The organism is Roseateles sp. (genome assembly GCF_039595295.1).
Classification (GTDB): domain Bacteria; phylum Pseudomonadota; class Gammaproteobacteria; order Burkholderiales; family Burkholderiaceae_C; genus Roseateles.
Map to the genome: position 1 here is coordinate 26430 of NZ_JBCNLU010000021.1, position 19784 is coordinate 46213.

General features: G+C 68.9%; 15 protein-coding genes. 9 read left to right on the top strand and 6 right to left on the bottom strand.

The genetic code is table 11. The annotated features are described in order from the left end of the window. Positions 1–566: 566 nt before the first annotated feature. The 6 genes from ABDW59_RS15780 to ABDW59_RS15805 all read left to right on the top strand — a co-directional run bounded on the left by ABDW59_RS15780 (position 567) and on the right by ABDW59_RS15805 (position 5623). The gene (locus ABDW59_RS15780; protein ID WP_343630840.1) at positions 567–1517 is read left to right on the top strand and encodes an RluA family pseudouridine synthase; all 951 of its coding nucleotides are present in this window, start codon (positions 567–569) and stop codon (positions 1515–1517) included. Between the two features lie 46 nt (positions 1518–1563). Beyond that, positions 1564–2220: an HAD-IA family hydrolase gene (locus ABDW59_RS15785; RefSeq protein ID WP_343630788.1), complete on the top strand. Its 657-nt coding sequence runs from the start codon at positions 1564–1566 to the stop codon at positions 2218–2220. Positions 2221–2238: 18 nt separating this feature from the next. Next, complete coding sequence (locus ABDW59_RS15790; RefSeq protein ID WP_343630789.1) at positions 2239–2622, top strand: Rieske 2Fe-2S domain-containing protein; 384 nt, start codon at positions 2239–2241, stop codon at positions 2620–2622. After that, complete coding sequence (locus tag ABDW59_RS15795) at positions 2623–3726, top strand: S49 family peptidase (protein WP_343630790.1); 1104 nt, start codon at positions 2623–2625, stop codon at positions 3724–3726. A 212-nt stretch (positions 3727–3938) separates the two neighbouring features. Next, positions 3939–4640, top strand: a complete 702-nt coding sequence (locus ABDW59_RS15800; RefSeq protein WP_343630791.1) for a hypothetical protein — start codon at positions 3939–3941, stop codon at positions 4638–4640. Between the two features lie 95 nt (positions 4641–4735). Further along, the gene (locus ABDW59_RS15805) at positions 4736–5623 is read left to right on the top strand and encodes a ChaN family lipoprotein (protein WP_343630792.1); all 888 of its coding nucleotides are present in this window, start codon (positions 4736–4738) and stop codon (positions 5621–5623) included. A 44-nt stretch (positions 5624–5667) separates the two neighbouring features. Here the strand turns inward: ABDW59_RS15805 and ABDW59_RS15810 are convergent, their stop codons facing one another. From ABDW59_RS15810 to ABDW59_RS15830, 5 genes are all read right to left on the bottom strand, one after another. After that, positions 5668–6486, bottom strand: coding sequence for a DeoR/GlpR family DNA-binding transcription regulator (locus ABDW59_RS15810; protein WP_343630793.1), 819 nt, complete (start codon positions 6484–6486; stop codon positions 5668–5670). 217 nt (positions 6487–6703) lie between these two features. Beyond that, entirely contained in the window at positions 6704–7732 is a 1029-nt protein-coding gene (locus tag ABDW59_RS15815) for a BadF/BadG/BcrA/BcrD ATPase family protein (RefSeq protein WP_343630794.1), read from the bottom strand. A gap of 6 nt (positions 7733–7738) precedes the next feature. Then, positions 7739–8908 (bottom strand): SIS domain-containing protein, encoded by a 1170-nt coding sequence (locus ABDW59_RS15820; protein ID WP_343630795.1) that lies wholly within the window; start codon positions 8906–8908, stop codon positions 7739–7741. Positions 8909–8978: 70 nt separating this feature from the next. Further along, the gene (locus tag ABDW59_RS15825; RefSeq protein ID WP_343630841.1) at positions 8979–10271 is read right to left on the bottom strand and encodes a D-tagatose-bisphosphate aldolase, class II, non-catalytic subunit; all 1293 of its coding nucleotides are present in this window, start codon (positions 10269–10271) and stop codon (positions 8979–8981) included. Positions 10272–10342: 71 nt separating this feature from the next. After that, positions 10343–11281 (bottom strand): DMT family transporter, encoded by a 939-nt coding sequence (locus tag ABDW59_RS15830; protein ID WP_343630796.1) that lies wholly within the window; start codon positions 11279–11281, stop codon positions 10343–10345. A gap of 402 nt (positions 11282–11683) precedes the next feature. Between ABDW59_RS15830 and ABDW59_RS15835 the strand changes: the two genes are divergently transcribed. The 3 genes from ABDW59_RS15835 to ABDW59_RS15845 are packed head-to-tail and all read left to right on the top strand — an operon-like array spanning position 11684 to position 18548. Beyond that, on the top strand, positions 11684–14575 hold the full coding sequence (locus ABDW59_RS15835) for a TonB-dependent receptor (RefSeq protein ID WP_343630797.1): 2892 nt from the start codon (positions 11684–11686) through the stop codon (positions 14573–14575). A gap of 47 nt (positions 14576–14622) precedes the next feature. After that, a complete protein-coding gene (locus ABDW59_RS15840; RefSeq protein WP_343630798.1) occupies positions 14623–15786 on the top strand; it encodes an amidohydrolase family protein in 1164 nt (387 codons plus the stop codon). Beyond that, entirely contained in the window at positions 15783–18548 is a 2766-nt protein-coding gene (locus tag ABDW59_RS15845) for an alpha-galactosidase (protein WP_343630799.1), read from the top strand. Before ABDW59_RS15840 ends, ABDW59_RS15845 begins: the two co-directional genes overlap by 4 nt. 244 nt (positions 18549–18792) lie before the next feature. On the opposite strand, the gene ABDW59_RS15850 is transcribed toward ABDW59_RS15845, so the two are convergent. Next, positions 18793–19611 carry a CsgG/HfaB family protein gene (locus tag ABDW59_RS15850; protein ID WP_343630842.1) on the bottom strand — a complete coding sequence of 273 codons (819 nt, stop codon included), beginning with the start codon at positions 19609–19611 and terminating at the stop codon, positions 18793–18795. Between the last annotated feature and the right edge of the window lie 173 nt (positions 19612–19784).

Here is a 19784-nt window from a genome sequence, read left to right on the forward strand (position 1 = left end):
GCGCGCTCCGGAGAGCGCGACCCGTCCACGGCCGGAGCCCGGCGTGTGGACGAAGCCATCACGCGCTCGCAAGCGGCGGGGGGTTGAAGGGACTTGAGAAAACATCCGGAATCGGAGCCTGGTGCTGACGACAGCGCCGGGACTCGCGTCCTGTCGCTGTCGTCGTGAAACCTTGTTGTGCTGCCCGCGCCGCCTGCCGACGTCCATGACGTCCTGGGCCGCGTGAGCATGGTTCTGACGACGTTGCTCTGCCATCTCGCCACCGCGCCTGCCGACTCGCTTTGGGTAGCCGGCCCGACGTCAATGACCTGACGTTGCATCACCAAAAGTAATGGACAGCCTACTCACAATTGCCATCCACTGCCACGTTCAAGTCTGACTCGAGCGCTGTCGCCCGAGTAAAATGAGAAAAATCAAATACTTACAACGAAAACGTGGCAAGCAGCATTATAGGGGCTAAAGCCCGCAAGCCCGCCCCAGGGACTGCCCGCAGTGCCACGCGCGATCCGGCGTCCCCCAAGAAGGTGGCAGCCCCCCCCGCCGCGGAGGGGTTGGCCCAGGTCCGGATGCTGACCGTCGACGAAGGCTCCGCCGGTCAACGCCTGGACAACTTCCTGATCCGCGAGCTCAAGGGCGCGCCCAAGACCCTCGTCTACCGGATCATTCGCTCGGGCGAGGTCCGCATCAACAAGGGCCGCTGCAGCGCCGATTCGCGGCTGGAGGTGGGCGACGTCGTCCGCGTCCCGCCGATTCGACTGGCCGAGAAGCCCGCCGATCCCGCCATCCCCGCGCGCGAGTTCCCCGTCGTCTTCGAGGACGAGCATCTCATCGTCGTCGACAAGCCCGCCGGTGTGGCGGTGCACGGCGGATCGGGAGTGAGCTTCGGCGTCATCGAGCAACTGCGCCGCGCGCGTCCGCAGGCCAAGTTTCTGGAGCTGGTGCACCGGCTGGACAAGGAGACCTCCGGCCTGCTGATGATCGCCAAGAAGCGCAGCGCGCTGACCCACCTGCAGGACCAACTGCGCGAGCGCGAGACCGGCAAGACCTATGCGGCGCTGGTGTCGGGCGTGTGGAGCAAGAGCAAGAAGGTCGTGGATGTGCCGCTGCTGAAGTTCGTCGGCAGCGACGGCGAGCGCTGGGTGCGCGCGGTGACGAATCCCAAGGATCCGCAGGCCGACCAGGCCAAGCGCTCCATCAGCCTGGTGAAGGTGGCGGAAGGGCTGCCGGGGCAGGGCGGCTACAGCCTGCTGGACGTGACCATCAAGACCGGTCGCACGCATCAGATCCGGGTGCACCTCGCGCATGAGGGGCATCCCATCGTCGGCGACCCCAAGTATGGTGACTTCGAGGCCAACCGCGCGCTGGCCCGCGGCGTGCTGCGCTTCGACCGCATGTTCCTGCACGCGCGCGAGCTTCGATTCACCCACCCGGCCACCGGCGAGACCATCACCCTGACGGCACCGCTGCCGCCGGAGTGCGAGACACTCCTGGCCGCGCTGCGCCGGACTGCCGCCTGATCGGCGTCCGACCCCGTTTCCCTTTGCCGTCCCTGCCGAGCCCGCCATGCCTCAACGCTTCGATCTGATCGCCTTCGACTGGGACGGCACGCTGTTCGACTCCACCGCGCTGATCGTTCGCAGCATGCAGGCGGCGGCGGTCGACCTGGGCCTGGAGCCGCCCTCGCGCGAGCGCGCCAGCTACGTGATCGGCATGGGCCTGATCGAGGCGCTGCGCCATGCGATGCCGGATCTGGAGGCTTCGCGCTATCCGGAGCTGGGCCAGCGCTACCGCCATCACTACTTCGCGTCGGCGCACGAGGTGACGCTGTTCGACGGCGTGCCGGCGCTGCTGCGCGACCTCAAGGCGCGTCATCACTGGCTGGCCGTGGCCACCGGCAAGAGCCGGCGCGGTCTGGACGAGGCGCTGGCGGCGGTCGACATGAAGACGCTGTTCGACGGCACCCGCACCGCCGACGAGACCGCCAGCAAGCCCAATCCGATGATGCTGCTGGAGCTGATGCGCGAGTTCGGCGTCGAGCCTGAGCGCACGCTGATGATCGGCGACACCACGCACGACCTGGCGTTGGCGCGCAATGCCGGCTGCCCCGCGGTGGCGGTGACCTACGGCGCCCATGCGCACGAGTCGCTGCTGGACTTCGAGCCGCTGCTGGTCGCGCACGACGTGAAGACGCTGCACGACTGGCTGCTGGCGAACGCCTGATTTCCATTCCCCTGACCGATGACCGAGCAAGACCTGCCCCCGGTGCCGCTGTGCGCCTCCGCTGAACTCGAGGAGCGCGGCCGCGCGCATGTCTTCGACGTCATGCACTTCCGCCAGCCGGCGACGGCCTTCGCGCTGCGCTTCGACGGCCAGGTGGTGAGCTACCTCAACCGCTGCGCGCATGTGCCCACCGAGATGGACTGGCAGGAGGGCGAGTTCCTCGACAGCCGCAAGGAGTACATCATCTGCAGCATCCACGGCGCGGTGTACCACCCGCAGGACGGTCGCTGCGTGACCGGCATGTGCGGCCGCATCGGCTTGACCAAGCTGGACGTTCGCGAGAGCGACGGACAGGTCACTTGGTATCCTTCCCGCGACACGCGTCCCGTCTTCGAGGACTGAATGAGCCACGACAACCCCTCCGACCTGCCGCCTCCGATCCCCGATGCCACGCCGCATCCGGAGGACATGCTGAAGCAGGCGGCCCCGGCGGCCCCGGCGGCCCCGGCCGCCTCCGAGTCCACTTCCCGTCCCGCTGCCGCGACTGCCGCGGCGGCCACCGCCCCGACGGCCGCGCCGACCACCGGCCGATATGAGCACGTGATCGAGCAGTTCGCGCATGACTATCTGCGCGATCGCCGCAGCGACCGGCGCTGGAAGACCTTCTTCCGGTTGATCTGGGTGACGCTGGCGCTGCTGTTCGTGTGGATCCTGTTCATGAGCAAGCATCCGGCCAGCACGGCGGTGGGACCGCACACCGCGCTGGTCGAGGTGCGCGGCGAGATCGCACCCGATACGGAGGCCAGCGCCGAGCTGATCGTGTCCGCGCTCAAGGCGGCCTTCGAGGATCAGAACTCGGCGGCGGTGGTGCTGCGCATCAACTCGCCGGGCGGCAGTCCGGTGCAGGCGGGCATCGTCAACGACGAGCTCAAGCGGCTCAAGGCGCTGCACAAGAAGAAGGTCTACGCGGTGGTCGAGGAGATCTGCGCGTCGGGCGCTTATTACATCGCCGCGGGCGCCGACGAGATCTACGTCGACAAGGCCTCGGTGGTGGGCTCGATCGGCGTGCTGATGGACGGCTTCGGCTTCACCGAGATCATGAAGAAGGTCGGCGTCGAGCGCCGCCTCATGACCGCGGGCGAAAACAAGGGCATGCTGGATCCGTTCTCTCCGGTGACGCCCAAGCAGCAGGCCTATGCGCAGGCGATGCTGGACCAGATCCACCAGCAGTTCATCCACGTCGTGCGCGAAGGGCGCGGCGCGCGTCTGAAGGAAACGCCGGAGACCTTCTCCGGCCTGTTCTGGAACGGCGAGCAGGCGGTGCAACTGGGCTTGGCCGACGGCACCGGCAACCTGGACTACGTCGCCCGCGAGGTGATCAAGGCCGAGGACGTCGTCGACTACACGCCGCGCGACAACGTCGCGGAGCGCCTGGCCAAGCGCTTCGGCGCCGCGATGGGCGAGGGCGCGGTGCGGTCGATGAAGTCGATGGCGACGATTCGCTGAGCTGTCGCTGAGCGCCCCGCCGCGCCGCATGTGTTCGAGTGATCGCTCGTGCGCTCGATCGACTGATGGGCCCCTTGCGGGCCCATCGTCGTTTTCGGATGCGTCCGAGATCGTCCCCACTACGGCGCACCCGCAGCCGGTGCCGCAGATGGCGCGCACCGGTGTTGCGGGACATCACGCGGCGCCCCGGGGTGTCGCGTCGAGGAGCGACCATGAAACGAGACCACGAGTTTCACACCGAAGGCACCTACCTCTTTCCTCCGCCTGACACCCTCAACGAGTTGGCGCTGCCCCCGGGAAGTACTTGGACGGGGACTCAGATCGAGGTGGAGTCCTTCGGCCTCGAGCCGTACGAGCTACGTGGGGTTCAGGGCTATATCGACTACGAGAAGCTGAGCGACATCCTGGTCGACTCGAAGGATGAAGAGATCGAGGCGATCTTTGACGCCATATGGACCCTCGTGACGGGGCGTCAGGGCGGGCAAGAAGGAATCGCCCGGTTGGGCGAGCTGGAGCAGCAGATGGTGGAGCGAGCTGATGCTCTGGACTCGAACGTCTTTGTGGCACTGCCGCCCAGTGCGGGCGGGCTCGACTTGATCGCGAGCCGATTGCCCGAATTGGTCGCGGGCGACTTCGAGGTCGGCTCGATCTCCGACCACGCCAGGAAGTCCGCAGGGGGCGATGCGGACCGCGCGCCGGACAACGTGTTCGTGTCCAACTTCGAGGTCCCGCCGGTGTCGGAGCTCCGCCTCTCTTCGGTCCTCGACGGCGTGGCCGACGGGCGGGAGGGTTCCAGCGAATCGTTCTGGACGAAGGATGTCCGTCCCTATCAGTCCATGTTGGATGCGGAAGTCCAGATCGTCACGTCGTTGGACCAGCCCTTCGAGCAGCGCTACGCCGTGATCGCTGCCTGACCGCGCCATCTCCGCCCGTCGGACGCGCGACAATGCGCGTCCGACCCAGCCCGCCGCCAGGCCTGTTCCCGTTCCCTGATCCCAGGACCGACACCATGAACATTGCCTCCCGCGGCGCCTGGCTGGCGCTGTCTCCCTTGCTGGCCTTGCTCGGCGCCTGCACCGTCCCTGACTCATCAACGAGCGGCGCATCGAGCACCGCTTCCAGCGCTTCCACCGCCACAGGGCCCAAGGCCGCGCCGCCCGAGTTCATCCTGCTCGGCGAGCTCCACGACAACCCCGATCACCACCGCGCCCGCGCCGAGCAGCTGCGTCAGCTGATCGCGCAGGAGCCGCGCACGGTCGTCGTCTTCGAGCAGTTCTCCCGCACGCGGGACGCGGCGGTGGCGCAGGCGCGCGTCGCGCGTCCGGGCGATGTGGACGCCGTCATCGACGCGGCCCAGTTCGACCGCAAGAACTGGCGCTGGCCGCTGCATCAGCCCCTTTTCGACGCGGTGCTGGCCACTGGCGCCGAGGCCCACGGCGGCAACATCGATCGCGATCAGGTCCGCAAGATCGTGCGCGAGGGCGACACCGCCTGGCCGGCCGATCTGCTGGCGCTGCGCGACCGCACCGCGTGGAGCGCGACGCAGCAGGCCACGCTTGGCAAGGACATCCAGGACGGCCATTGCGGCGCGATGCCCGAGTCGATGCTGCCCGGCATGGTCCAGGCGCAGCGCGCGCGGGATGCCGCGATGGCCAAGGCGATGCTGGATGCGAAGCAGGCCGGCGCGAAACGGGTGGTGCTGATCGCCGGCAACGGCCATGTGCGGCGCGACGTCGCGGTGCCCGTGTATCTGCAGGCGGCCGGCGTGCCGGCGGCGGACATCGCCGCCATCGCGTATCTGGAGCCGGGCAGCAGCGTCCCGTCCGGCGGCTACGACCGCGTCGAGCGCGCGCCCGAGGCCAAGCGCGAGGATCCCTGCGCGGTCTTCAAGCGCTGAGCGCTGAGCGCGCGGGGTCAATGCGATCCCCTCGCGGGGTCAGGTCATGCCAGCACCACGTCGACGCCGCGTCGGCGCAGTTCCGCGACGATGGCCGCGTCGGCCTCGTCGTCGGTGATGAGGATGTCGAGCTGCTCGACCGGCGCGATGACCGAGAGGTTGCGCTTCATCAGCTTGGAGGCGTCGGCGACGGCGACGACCTGACGCGCGATCTTCATCATCTGCGCGTTCAGCTGCGCTTCCAGCAGATGCGGCGTCATCAGGCCGATGTCGGGATCCAGGCTGTCCACGCCGAGGAAGAGGCGGTCGGCATAGAGGCTCTGCAGCGCGGTCACCGCCTGCGGGCCGGACAGCGAGTAGGAGTTCTGACGCAGCAGGCCGCCGGGCATGACGACGTTGATGCCCGGCACGGTGGCCAGCAGCACGGCGATGTTCAGCGCGTTGGTGATCACGTTGAGCGACTGCAGGCGCATGCCGCGGATCTGCTTGGCGATCTCCTCGGTGGTGGAGCCCGAGTCCAGCATGATGGTCTCGCCGTCCTTGATGAGCTTGGCGGCCTCGACGGCGATGCGCACCTTCTGCTCGTGGCGCAGCTTCTGCTTGACGCTGATCGGGACTTCCTCGCTGTCGCGATGGGCGAGGGCGCCGCCGTGGGTGCGCATCAGGGCGCCGCTGGAGGCCAGCGCGTTGAGGTCGCTGCGGATGGTCACCACCGAGATGCCGAAGCGCTCCGCGAGTTCCTCCACCGTGACCCGGCCTTGCGCCTGCACCTGGTCGCGGATGAGCTGACGGCGCTCGTCGATCAGCAGCGAGGCCTCGGGTTTCTCGGCGGGCGCGACGCCCGGGGTGCGGGTGGAAGACATGAGGATGTGGAAGTCGGGGACTTTCGAATGATATCGATGGGGCTGCGTTCGTAAGTCTGGGAGAAAGCCTTAAGGGGGCTCTGGGGTGCGACGGCCCTCACCCCAACCCCTCTCCCACTTCGTGGGCGAGGGGCTTCTGTGCGCGTCGCCGTGTAGAGCCCCTCGCCCGCTTGCGGGAGAGGGGTTGGGGTGAGGGCCGTTGATCACCGCGAGCCCATCACCCCCTCGCATCCAAATCCGGCTGAACCCTTGCTCCGACGATCCGCGCCGCATACATCGCCGCGCCCAGCTCCGGCCCGAAGCGCGGCGCCACCAGCGTTGCGTTCTTCAGCGTCCTCGCCATCGCCGCCCTCAACGCGCCGGTCACCGCATCCCCGGCCTCAAACACGCCACCGGTGTACGACACCTCCACCGCCGCATCCCCGGGCAGGTCCAACTGCCTCGCGACCCCGGCCGCCAGCAACGCCAGCTCCTCCCCCGCGCGCCCCAACAGTGCCGCCGCCTGCGCGTCTCCCGCGGCCGCGGCCGCCGACACCAGCCTGGCCAACTGCGCCAGCCGGCTCCGCGCCGCCGCGCCATTGATCGCCGCGCAGACATCCAGGTCGTGCTTCAGCGCAAAGTGCTCCCGCACCAGCCCGAGCAGCGGCCCCGCTTCCGCGCGCCCATCCGCCATCCGCGAGAACAGCGCCAGCCCCTCCCTCGCCAGCCAGTACGCCGAGCCCTCGTCCCCGAAGACCTCGCCCCAGCCGCCGCTTCGCGCGCCGCGACCTTCCCACTCGCCATAAGCGATGGACCCGGTGCCCGCGACCAGGCTGATGCCGTCGTTCCCGCCCAGCGAGCCCGCCCAGCTGCACACCATGTCGTTCCCGACCCTGGCCCGCGGCAGATGCGCGAGCAACCCGTCGAAGTCCGCCAGCAGCGCGCTGTCCTCGCCATGCGCGGGCAGGCCCGCGAAGGCCGACCGCAGCGCCGCCGTCGTCAGCCCGGCCTGACGCAACGCCTCATCCACGCCGTCGCGAATCAGCGCACGCAGCGCGTCGAAGCCGATTTCCAGGTAATAACTGGTCGGCGCCACATGCCGCGCCAGCAGCCGGCCGTCGCCGGCCAGCAGAAGGAAGGAGGTCTTGGTGCCGCCGCCGTCGATGCCGAGGTAGACCGCGTCGCGGTCCTGCCCGCCGTCATGGCCGCGATCGTGACCGCGATCGCGGTCGTCGACGCTGGCGTTCGTCGCTGTCATCGAACTCATCGGGATTCAGCCCTGCGCATGCGGATGGATGATGACGCCGCTGACCACGCGGGTCACGGTGCCCGAGGCGCTGGGATTGTCGGGCGTGATACCCAGCCTCAGCGAGGCCAGCAGCGCCAGGCACTGGCCGAAGACCAGCGCCACCGGCGCCAGCGCCAGATCGGGCGCGTTGGCCGGCAGGTCCAGCAGCACGTCGTCCTCGGCCAGCGCGTCGTCGCCGTTGAGCGCCGCGGTGCTCAGCGCGATCACACGGCCGCGTCCTTGGCGGCGCAGCTCGCGCAGCAGGTCCAGGTCGTAGCGGCGGGTGTAGCTGTCGTTGGACAGCAGGATCAGCACCAGCGTGCGCTCGTTGAGCACCGTCTTCGGACCATGCCGGAAGCCCAGCGGCGAATCCGCCAGCGCCACCAGCTGCCCGTCGGTCAGCTCCAGGATCTTGAGCGCCGCCTCATTGGCCAGGCCCTTCAGGCCGTTGCTGCCCAGCACGACCACGCGCTCGAAAGGCTGCTCGCTCAACGCGGCCAGGCGCTGGCCTTGCGTCGCCAGCAGCTGCTGCACCGCCTCGCCCAGGACCCCGGGTGCCGGCAGCGGCAGCTCGAAGGCCCAGGCTGCGGCCAGCAGCATGCCGGTGAAGCTGGAGGTCATCGCGAAGGCGCGATCGTGGGTCTCGTCGGGCAGCAGCAGCACCTGGGCGCGCGCGCGCCCGCCCAGGCGGCGCGCCAGCGTGCCCTCGGCGGCGCAGGTCACCGCCAGGTGATGGCACTCGCCGACCACGGCATCGGCCAGCTCCACCGCGGCCAGGCTCTCTGGCGAGTTGCCCGAGCGCGCGAAGGACACCAGCAGCGTCGGCACGCCAGGCTGCAGGCATTGCGCGGGATTGGAGACGATGTCGGTGGTGGCCACGGCCTCGACGCGGATGCCCGGCCGCGCGCCCAGCTGCTGCAGCAGCGCCGGGGTCAGGCATTGCCCGATGAAGGCGGAGCTGCCGGCGCCCGTCAGCACGATGCGCAGATCGGGCAGGGCCAGTAGCGGCTTCAGGAAGGCGTCGAGCGCCGCGCGCTGCGACTGCACCAGCGCATGGACGGTCTCCCAAACGGCGGGTTGCTGGGCGATCTCGCGCGCCGTGTGCGGGGCGCCGCGGCGGTCGAACTCGGCGGAGGTCAGATGAAGCAGGGTCATGTCTTGTTCTGTCGGTGAAAGTCGGCGACGGGTCGAAGCGCAGCGGTGTCGCTGGCGTGGGTCCGGCGGCTCAGGCCGCGCAGGCGTCGAGGTAGGGGCGCAGCGACTGCGCCGCGCCGTCGCGCAGCAGCTCGGCCGGGCGGTTGCGCAGACGGCCGTCGCGGATCGCGTCGTACTGGCGCGGCAGGAACTGGCTCAGCAGCGTCAGCGGCGGCGGCGAATGCTCCAGCCGGTCCAGCATCCCGGCGCAGGCGCGCTGCACCGCCGGATGGGCCCAGTAGTAGCGGATGCGGTCGCTCAGGCTGTAGGCCAGATCGACCTCCAGCCGCGCCGAGTCCTGGTAATAGGGCTTCCAGTGCTCGGGCTCGGCGCGCATCACGCCCAGCACGGTCTCGACCAGCCCCTGATCGCCGCCACGCTCGCGGCCCAGCCATTCGCGCTCGACGGCGGCCAGCGCCCACAGCGTCTCGCGCAGCGCGAAGGTCGCGCCGGGGCCGACCTTCAGGATGGCGAAGTGGTCCCGCGCCAGCTGCGCCAGGTGATCCGCGGTCTGGTAATCGGTGGAGTGCGCCTCGAAGACCAGACCCGGCTGCGCGGCGATGAAGGCGCTCAACGCGCGCGCCTTCTCCGGCCGGTAGTCGATGACCTTGTGGTGGTCGAACTCCACGCCCGGCTGCACGACCATCGCGATCACGCGCTCGAACGCGGCCTCCAGGCCGGCCGCGCCGAAGGCCTCGCGATGCAGCGCCAATGTCGCGTCGGCGGCCTCGGGCGAGGTCACGGCCAGTTCCTCCAGATCCTCGTGCGCGCCGCCCGGCACCGGCACTTCGGTGCCGATGACGTAGACCGGCGGCTCGCCGCGGTCGGGCGCGTCGCGCCAGGCTTGCTCGGCGGCCAGGCACAGCCGCACCGCGCGCGCCGCGATCTCGGGCTCGGGCAGCGGCACCGGGTCGTCGGCGCAGGACATCGAGCAGTCCAGGTGGATCTTGCGGAAGCCCGCCGCCACGTACTGCGCGACCATGATCTCGGCCTTGGCCATCGCCTGTGCAGCGGGCAGCTTGCGCCAGGCGTTGGGACCGAGATGGTCGCCGCCCAGGATGAGCAGCTCCGGCGCCAGGCCTTCCTTGTCCGCGAGCGTCCGCACGAAACGGCGGAAGTCGATGGGCGTCATGCCGGTGTAGCCGCCGTCCTGGTTGACCTGGTTGGAGGTGGCCTCGATCAGCGCGGGGCGGCCCAGAGCCGCGCACTCGCGCAGCGTCGCCGCCAGGACGACCGGATGCGCCGAGCACATCGAGGGGATGCCGACGGCCGTGGAGCCGCCGAGGGGCGCCGGCTGCTTGTGGCGGCGCACGAGATCGAGCATGAGTTTCAAGCGATGTCCTTCCTGGGCTTGATGAGGCGTTGAGCGCGTGGCTGGGTGGGCGCGGCCTGGGGTCAGGCCTTGCCGTCGCCGAGCGGATCGCGGGCCGGGCCCGGGGTGGGCTCGGCGGAAGAGGCGGGCGAGGGGGTTTCCGGCTGCAGCGCCAGCAGCAGCGCGGCCAGCAGCGCCAGCGCGACCCCGGCCAGCTTGGTGCCGCTGGGCGAGGCGCCGCTCAGCGCCATCGACAGCAGCGCGGTCAGCAGCGGCGCGCCGGCGTTGACCAGCGGCGCCACCACCAGCGCCTTGCCGTGGCGGAAGGCGTAGACCAGGGTCAGCGCGCCCACCGCGTTCAGCACCTGGATCAGCGCGGCCAGGCCGGGGCCGTTCCAGCCCCAGGGAATCGGGTGGGAGAAGTCCGTCATCCACAGCGCGGCCGGGATGCAGGCCACGGCGCTGACGGCCATGTAGAAGAAGATGCTCTCGGCGCTGGCGACGCTGTTGGCCGTCTTCAGGAAGAAGGCCTGCAAGCCCCAGGCGGCCATGACCACGAGCGCCAGCACGAACCACAGCCCCAGGTCCTGCGCCTGCTGACCGGGCTGGTAGTCGAACAGCGGCAGCGCGATCAGCGCCAGCACGATGCCCGCCAGGCCCAGCTTGCCGGTGCGCTCGCGCAGCAGGCCGAAGGACAGCGCGATGGTCACGCCTGGCGACAGCGACACGATGGGAAAGATCAAATAGGCCGGACCCGACTCGACCGCGCGGAACAGCAGCATCTGTCCGCCCGCGCCCAGCAGACCCACGGTCAGGCCTTGGATGACGGCGCGGCGGTCGCGCTGCAGTTGCCAGCCGGCGCGCGCCAGCACGATCAGCGCCGGCGGCAGCATGGTCAGCGCCCACACGACGTAGACCAGCGTGTCGGGGAAGCCGCGTTCGGCGGAAAGACCGGTCAGCGCACCCCAGACGCCCCAGAACAGGGTCGTCACGAGCGCGTAGGTCAGCCAATGTCGTTGCATCGAGAGCTTTCGAGTTAACTTTCGTACGAAAGAATAGGGCAATGAAATCGGAAACACAACGGAAGTTTCCGTGACAGCGCACCAACACGGCCATTTCGCGGGAAAACCCGATGCATATTGCGTCCGTCAGGCGTGTCCATGGTGCTGTTTGACGCGATCGTGAGGCTGCTTTCGATTCCGATCGTTTTCGGCGATAGGCGTATCGAAAGCGAAATCGTCGGTAAAAACGATATGCGAAATCAATCGAAAGGACTCGTAGACTTGCCGCAAGCCGGTTCGAGGTCCAGGAACCGGCACTCCGCGCCAGCCTGAGAGAGAGACCCGGCGCGCCCCCATGCGGATGCCTCCGCCGGCCCCGGACGAGCCGGGACGCGGCGGACACGACAACAAAGGAACCTTGTGATGCGAGCTCCCCTGTCTTCCCTTCTGCCCGCGCTTGCCCCGGGCTTCGTGGCGCGACCCGTCGCGGCAGCCGCGGCGCTGGTCGCGATGAGCGCCTTCGCTCAGGCCCAGGTGCAAGCCCCGGCCGCCGCGGCATCGGCCGCGCAGACCACGCCCGCCGAGGCCGACAAGGCCAAGGCCCCCCAGGACGCCGCCGATCAGACGCTGGAGCGCGTCGAGATCTCCGGCACCCGCGCCAGCCTGCAGCGCTCCCTGAACCTCAAGCGCAACGCCTCGGGCGTGCAGGACAGCATCAGCGCCACCGAGCTGGGCCGCTTCCCGGACGACAACGTGGCGGACTCGCTGAGCCACATCACCGGCGTGTCGATCAGCCGCACGGCCGGCGGCGAAGGCCAGAAGGTCAGCGTGCGCGGCCTGGGTCCCGGCTACACGCTGACGACCTTCAACAACCGCATCCTGGCCACCGACGGCGAGGGCCGCGACTTCGCCTTCGACGTGCTGCCCTCGGACATCATCAACGGCGCGGATGTGGTCAAGAGCGCCCAGGCCTCGGCGATGGAAGGCGCCATCGGCGGTCTGGTCAATCTGCGCTCGGCCAGCCCCTTCGATCAGGCGGGCGAGCACGGCCTGCTGCGCGTCGAGGGCGACCGCAACCTGATGAGCAAGCTCAACGGGGGCAAGATCTCCGGCACCTACAGCAACACCTTCGGCAAGGAGTTCGGCGTGCTGCTGGGCGTGGTCTACGCCGATCGCAAGGTGCGCACCGACAGCGCCGGCAACGACGGCGGCTGGACGCGCAACCCGATCTCCGATCCGGCGGCCAACTGGACCGGCAATGCCTGGGGCGGCAACATCGACCCGAACGGCAACGGCGTGCTGGATCCCGATGAAGAGGGTCTGATCGGACCGGGCCAGTTCCGGGTCGGCTCGATCATGGAGCAGAAGAAGCGGCTGGCCCTGTCGGGCAAGGTCGAGTGGCGGCCCACCGACAACCTGAAGGTCGTCGTCGACGGGATCAAGACGCGACTGGACTCGCCGCAGATCGGCTATCAGCAGTCCTTCTACACGCTGTTCTCGCCGGGTCGCTGGTCCGACATCAAGACGCAGAACGGCGTCGTCACCGGCTTCACGATGAACAACACGGATCCGGAGCTGCGCCTGAATCCGGAGCTGCTGAACCAGTCCGTCCACCGCGTCGTCGACAGCGCGGTCTACGGCGCCAACGCGGAATGGAAGGCGACCAACGAGCTGAAGTTCGTCGGCGACGTCTACCAGTCGACCTCGCGCCGGCACTCGGGCGGCCAGGACACCTACACGGTGCTGCGCATGAATCAGCCCAACGTGACCACGGTGTCGCTGACGGGCTCGGCCGTGCCCGACATCAAGACCACGCTGACCGACGGCCGCGATCTCACCAGCGGTCTGGCCGCCGGCCTGTTCGGCCCCAGCGACTTCAACACCCATTACCTGGGCCTGTCCGGCGACAACATCGACGACAAGATCACCGGCGTCAACGTCTCCGGCAGCTACGCGCTGGACCGCTTCAACATCGACCAGCTGCAGTTCGGCGTCTCGTACACCAAGCGCAACAAGAACCGCGACCTGGTCGACAACGCCATCAACGGCGGCGAGAACTATTACTCCGGCAGCAACGCGATCAACGTCGGCGCGCTGGGCGGCAACGTGCTGGACCAGCACCTGAGCCTGCCCAACTTCATGAGCGGCGTGTCGGGCAACTTCCCGCGCAGCTTCCTGGGCTTCGACGTGCCGGCGTATCTCGCGGCGCTGCAGGCCTACAACGGCAAGCCGCGTCCGGACGGCGGCACCTACGACTTCAGCAAGGCCGGCCCGGTCTGGAATCCGCTGCAGAGCTACCGCGTGCGGGAGAAAACGACCTCGGCCTTCATCCAGGCCGACCTGTCGGGCGACAAGTGGAACGCCGACGTGGGCGTGCGCATCGTCAACACCAAGACCTCCGCGAAGGCCTGGGACGCCAAGATCGCCAGCCTGACCGAGAACGGCCCCTTCAACTACACGGCGGTCTATGCCGACCCGACCGAGATCGGCCAGAACGCGAGCTACACCTACGGCCTGCCCTCGGCCAACTTCGTCTGGCACTTCGACGACAAGCTGCAGCTGCGCCTGGGCGCGGCCAAGACCATGGCGCGTCCGTCGGTGGAGCAGCTGGCGCCGACCAGCACCACGGCCAGCGTCGCGTGGGGCGACTTCACCCAGGTCTACGGCGGCAACGCCGACCTGAAGCCCTACAGCGCACGCCAGTTCGACGCCTCGCTGGAGTGGTACTACGCGCGCAACTCGGCGCTGACACTGGCGGTGTTCCAGAAGAACATCAAGAACCAGATCACCACCAGCTGGGAGACCGGCGTGGACATCGGCGTGCCGGGCCACCTGTTCAATGTGCTCAAGCCCATCAACGGCGACAAGGCGCGTGTGCGAGGGCTGGAGGTCGGCTTCCAGCATCTGTGGGACAACGGCTTCGGCGTGCGGGCGCAGTACACCCGCAACAACTCGCGCAGCTGGGTGGGCGGCGAGGAGCGCGCGCTGGAGGGCATCGCCCCCGCGACCTCGTCGCTGGGTCTGCTGTACGAGAAGGGCCCGTGGAGCCTGAGCGCCACGGCCGACCACACCGATGACTTCGTCACCGCCAACAACGTGCTGGGCCGCGGCTTCAACGAGCGCGCCAAGGCCATGACCTGGCTGACGGCGCAGGCCTCGTACGAGTTCAACAAGTGGCTCAAGGTCTCGATCGAGGGCCGCAACCTGACGGACGCGAAGCAGGAGTACACGCTGGGCGACGGCAACATCACGCTGCCGCAGGGCTACAACCGCTGGGGCCGCGCGTTCACGATCGGCGCGAGCATCAAGTTCTGATGTCTGGGGATCACGCAGTGAAGAGGACCACCCGAACGATGCATGCGATGAACACGCGCTTCCAAGCCTCCGCAGTCGCGCGCGCCACGCTGTGCGCGGCGACGCTGATCGCGGCGCTGGGCGCCGCCGGTCTCACGACCCACGCGCTCGCCGCCGGTCAGTCCGGCGACAAGGCCGCCGCCGCCGAAGCCCGCTACACGATGGCCGACTTCGACAAGGTCACCAAGATCGACGCCCACGTGCACCTGCACAACGCCGATCCGGCCTTCATCGACGCGGCGCGCAAGCTGCGCTTCAAGGTGTTGACGATCAACGTCGACTACCCGGACTTCCCGCCGCTGGACGACCAGCAGCGCGCCGCCGTCGCGCTGCGCAAGGCGGCCCCGGCGGACGTGGCCTGGGCGGTGAGCTTCGCCTCGGAGACCTCGGACCAGCCCGGCTGGCTTGCGGCCACCGAGCAGCGCATCGATGCGGGCATGAAAGCCGGCGCGGTGGGCGTGAAGGTCTGGAAGAACATCGGCATGAGCCTGCGCAAGCCCGATGGCCAGCTGGTCATGATCGACGACGCGCGCTTCACGCCGCTGTTCTCGTGGATCGAGCAGCGCGGCATCCCGCTGCTGGGCCACCAGGGCGAGCCGCACAACTGCTGGCTGCCGCTGGACAAGATGACGGTCAACAACGACCGCGAGTACTTCGCGCATCACCCGCAGTACCACATGGCGCTGCATCCGGAGATGCCCAGTTGGGAAGACCAGATGGCCGCCCGCGACCGCATGGTGGCGGCCCATCCCAAGCTCAAGTTCATCGGCATGCACATGGCCTCGCTGGAGCGCAATGTGGACGAGCTCGCGGCCTTCCTGGACCGTTTCCCGCTGGCCAAGGTCGATCTGGCGGCGCGCATCGGGCAGTTGCAGTACCAGAGCCAGCAGGACCGCGAAAAGGTGCGGCGCTTCATGATCAAGTATCAGGACCGCCTGATGTACGGGACCGACGTGTCGCAGCCTCCGCAACAATCCGGGGCCGAGCTGCTGCGCGAAGTGGAGCCGGTGTGGCGCATGCATTGGCGCTACTTCAACACGGAGGAGAGCTTCAAGGTGGATGACCTGGATCAACCGGTGCAAGGGTTGGGACTGCCGCGGGCGGTGGTCGACAAGCTCTATTACCTGAACGCCGAGCGCAGCTTCCCGACCGCCTGGAAGGCGGCGCGATGACGGCGCGCCGCGCCTTCCTCCAATGGCTGGGGGCCGCGCCGGTGGCGACGATGACGCCGCGCATCGCGCTCGCGGCGACGGCGGGCGCGGCGGCTTCGGCCCGCGCTGCCGACCTCGGTCGCGGCCATGTGCGGCTGCAGGATGAGCGGATCTCGCTGCAGTTCGACGATCGCATGCGCAGTCGGGTGGTGCGCGTCGACGGTCCGCGTCCGCAGGCGCTCACGGGCTTCGACGCGGGCGAGCAATTGATCCTCGCGGGCGGCAAGCTCGTCGATCGCTTCACGCTGAGTGCGGCGACGCCCGTCACCGCGACGCCGGCGGGCGGGACGCCCTTCGGCCCCGGCCAGCGCCTGACGCTGAGCGGCCGCGCCGAGGGCGTGGCCGTCGAGAAGATCGTCGCGGTCACGTTGCTGGACGAGCATCCCGGCCTGGCGCTCATGGAGGTGGCCTTCATCAACCGCGCCGACAAGCCCGTCGAGATCGCGGGATGGACCGTGGCCTCGCACCGGCTGCTGGCCTCTCCCCGGCATGCGGGCGGGTGGTGGAGCTACTCGGGCTCGACGCACACTGACCGGCGCGACTGGATGCAGCCGGTCAAGCGCGGCTTCGAACAGCGCAACTTCTTCGGCATGGATTCGTCGGACTACGGCGGCGGCACGCCGCTGGTCGACGTGTGGCGCCGCGATGTCGGCGTGGCCGTCGGCCATCTGGACAAGCTGCCGCGTCTGGTGTCGTTGCCGGTGAAGGCGGTGGGCGACCAGGTCGACATCGGCATGCGCGGCGACGTCGCACGCACGCTCGCGCCGGGTGAATCGCTGACGCTGCCGCTGGCTTTCATCGCGGTGCATGAGGGCGACTGCTTCGTGCCGCTGGATCGCTACCGTCGGCTGATGAATGCCCAAGGCCTGATCGCGCCGGAGCCGCCGCGCAGCGCGCACGACTCGGTCTGGTGCGCCTGGGGCTATGAGCGCGACTTTTCGCTGGACCGTGTTCGCGCGACCTTGCCGAAGGCGCAGGAGCTGGGGCTGAAGTGGGCCGTGCTGGACGACGGCTGGCAGCGCGCGACGGGCGACTGGTTCGACATCGACCTGGCGAAGTTCCCGCGCGGCGAGGAGGACATGAAGGCGCTGGTCGCCGACATCCATGCGCGCGGCATGAAGGCGCGCTTGTGGATCGCGCCGCTGGCGGTGGCGCCGGGCAGCGACGAGCTGCATGCGCACACCGACCTGCTGCTGCTGGACAAGGACGGCGCGCCGCAGGCCATCACCTGGTGGAATTGCTTCTACCTCTGCCCGGGCGCGAAGGGCACGCAGGAGCGCACGGCGGCGATGTTCCGCAAGATCATCGGCGAGTGGGGCTTCGACGGTCTGAAGATCGACGGCCAGCATCTGAACGCGGTGGCGCCGTGCTTCAACCCCAAGCACCATCACGCCAAGCCGGAAGACTCGTACGAGCAGATGGCCGAGTTCTACCGCGTGATGTGGGAATCGGCGCATGCGGTGAATCCGGAAGCGGTGGTCGAGGTCTGCCCCTGCGGCACGAGCTATGCCTTCCACAACATGCCCTGGATCGACCAGGCGCCGGCCTCGGACCCGCTGTCGAGCTGGCAGGTGCGGCACAAGGGCAAGGCGCTGAAGGCGCAGATGGGGCGCTGGTCGGCTTACGCGGGCGATCACGTCGAGCTGTCGACCGGTGGGATGGACTTCGCCTCCTCGGTGGGCCTGGGCGCGGTGGTGTCGACCAAGTTCACCTGGCCGGAGGATCCCAAGCCCAAGGACTCCTTCCTGCTGACGCCGGAGCGCGAGACGCATTGGCGCAAGTGGATCTCGGCGCACAACGCCAAGGGCCTGTCCGATGGGACCTATCGCGGCGAGCTCTACGACATCGCCTTCGACAAGCCCGAGACGCACGTCGTCGAGAAGAACGGCGCGATGCATTACGCGTTCTATGCGCCGGCCTTCGACGGCACGGTCAGCCTGCGGGGCCTGGGGCCGGGGGTGTGGAGGATCCGGGACTACGTGAACGGCGTGGATCTGGGTCGCGTCGATGCGGCGAGGCCGACGCTGAAGGTGGCGTTCAAGGAGCACCTGCTGATCGAGGCGGTGCTGGAGAGCACGGGCACGCTGCCGATGGCGCGCGCGGCGCGCTTGCCGGCCCGGTTGCTGGGGCGGGATCGCTTCCCGGTGGCCTCGGCCTGGGAGGACGCGCCGTCCAGCTTCTTCGCGCATGACTGGCGGGGGCAGCCGCTGAAGGGGACGCAGTCGACGCGGGTGCAGATGCTGCACGGCGACGGCATGCTGCATCTGCGCTTCCTGAGCCGCTACAACGCGATCAACGTCTACGACCGCGAGGTGTCGTCGACGGCGATCTGGCCGCTGTGGGAGCGTGACGTGGTGGAGGTGTTCCTCCAAGCCCCGCGGGACGTGGGGACGCGGCGCTATCGCGAGATCGAGGTGGCGCCGAATGGGTTCGTGATGGACTTGGAGGTGGACGGGCAGGGGCGCAAGCGGCTGATCGATGCGTGCCAGGCGCGGGTGTCGCGGGATGAGCATCACCGCCTGTGGATGGCGGAGTTGAGCATTCCCATGCCGGCGTTGGCGGCGAAGCGTCGGGAGGCGCTGGAGGGGTGGCGGATCAATCTGTTCCGCATCGAGGGGAACAAGGAGACGCGGCAGTTCTCGTCATGGAGTCCGACGAATACGCCGGTGGCGAATTTCCATGTGCCGGAGGCGTTTGGGTATCTGAGCTTCGAGCGGGCCTGAAGTCGGGCGGCGTCGTGGCAGAGCCCGAAGACCCTCTCCCCCGCCCTCTCCCGCAAGCGGGAGAGGGAGTCATGCGGGCTCGCTGACTTCAACGACCCTCACCCCAACCCCTCTCCCGCGAGCGGGAGAGGGGCCAATCGGCGCGAGGTCGAGGCTGGCTGCGTAGTGCCCGGCGTCACTCCCTCTCCCGCTTGCGGGAGAGGGCGGGGGAGAGGGTCTTCCGCGCTCAAGCCCCCTTCGCCTCTCAAGCCCCCGCCGCCTTCTTCTCCACCGGTCCCGCCTTCTTCATCGGCACCGGCTCCGGCAGTTCCTTCGCCTGCAGCATCCTCGCCTGCGTGACCAGCTGGTTGTGCGCATCCAGGAAAGCCGCCGCAATCACCTTGCCCTCATTGCTGTTGGCCCAGCCCGCGCCCGCGGCGCCGCCCAGCTTGCCCAGCACCAAGCCGCCCATGCCCAGGTCGGTCACCCGCACCGAGCCCGTCGCCGCGGCCACCTGCTCGGTCGTCTCGTTGTCCGTGAGCAGCAAGGCCACCTGCGCCTCCTTGAGCTTGATCTGCTCCGCCGCGCCCACGAGCTTGTTGAGCACCGGAATCATCCCCAGGATGCCGCCCACTTGCCGACCCGCGTCCTGCTCGCTGAACGTGAGGCTGGGGATCAGCGTGTACTGCGCTTCATAGCCGCGGCCCTTGCGCACCGTGTTGCCCTCGCTGCGCAGCACGCCGGCGTCCTTGAGCTCCTGTTCCTTGATCGTTGCCTTCAAACCCGAGTTGCGGTCCACCACCCGGAAGCAGCCGCTCTGCTGCGCGAGCAAGCGCACCAGCGGCAGCGGCGTGTTGGGCAGGCCGTTGGCGCCGGTGATGGTGTAGCCGTTCGGGTTCTCGACCAGCGCCAGCGTGGCCACCGGCGCGTCGCACTTCATCAACTCGCGGTTGGCCTTGCTCGCGCCCGCAGGGCCTGCAGAGCCCGTGATCTCCGAGCTGCCTTCGCCCAGCGTCGCGCCCTGCTTGCCGCAGCCGGTGAGCAGCGTCGCCGCGAGCCCCACGGCCGCGGCGATCGCGAGCATCGAGCCCGCGCGAGGCAGGGAAGAGCCGAGGTGAGCAGGGAAGCGCGCGATGGCCATGTCGATCTCCTGTTGGCGCCGGCGACGATCCACCGGAAACGGCGGCGACCATAGCGCAAATGTGCGACGACCCGCCCCCCACCGAAGGGTGAATGCGTCGCTGAATGTCGGCTCGT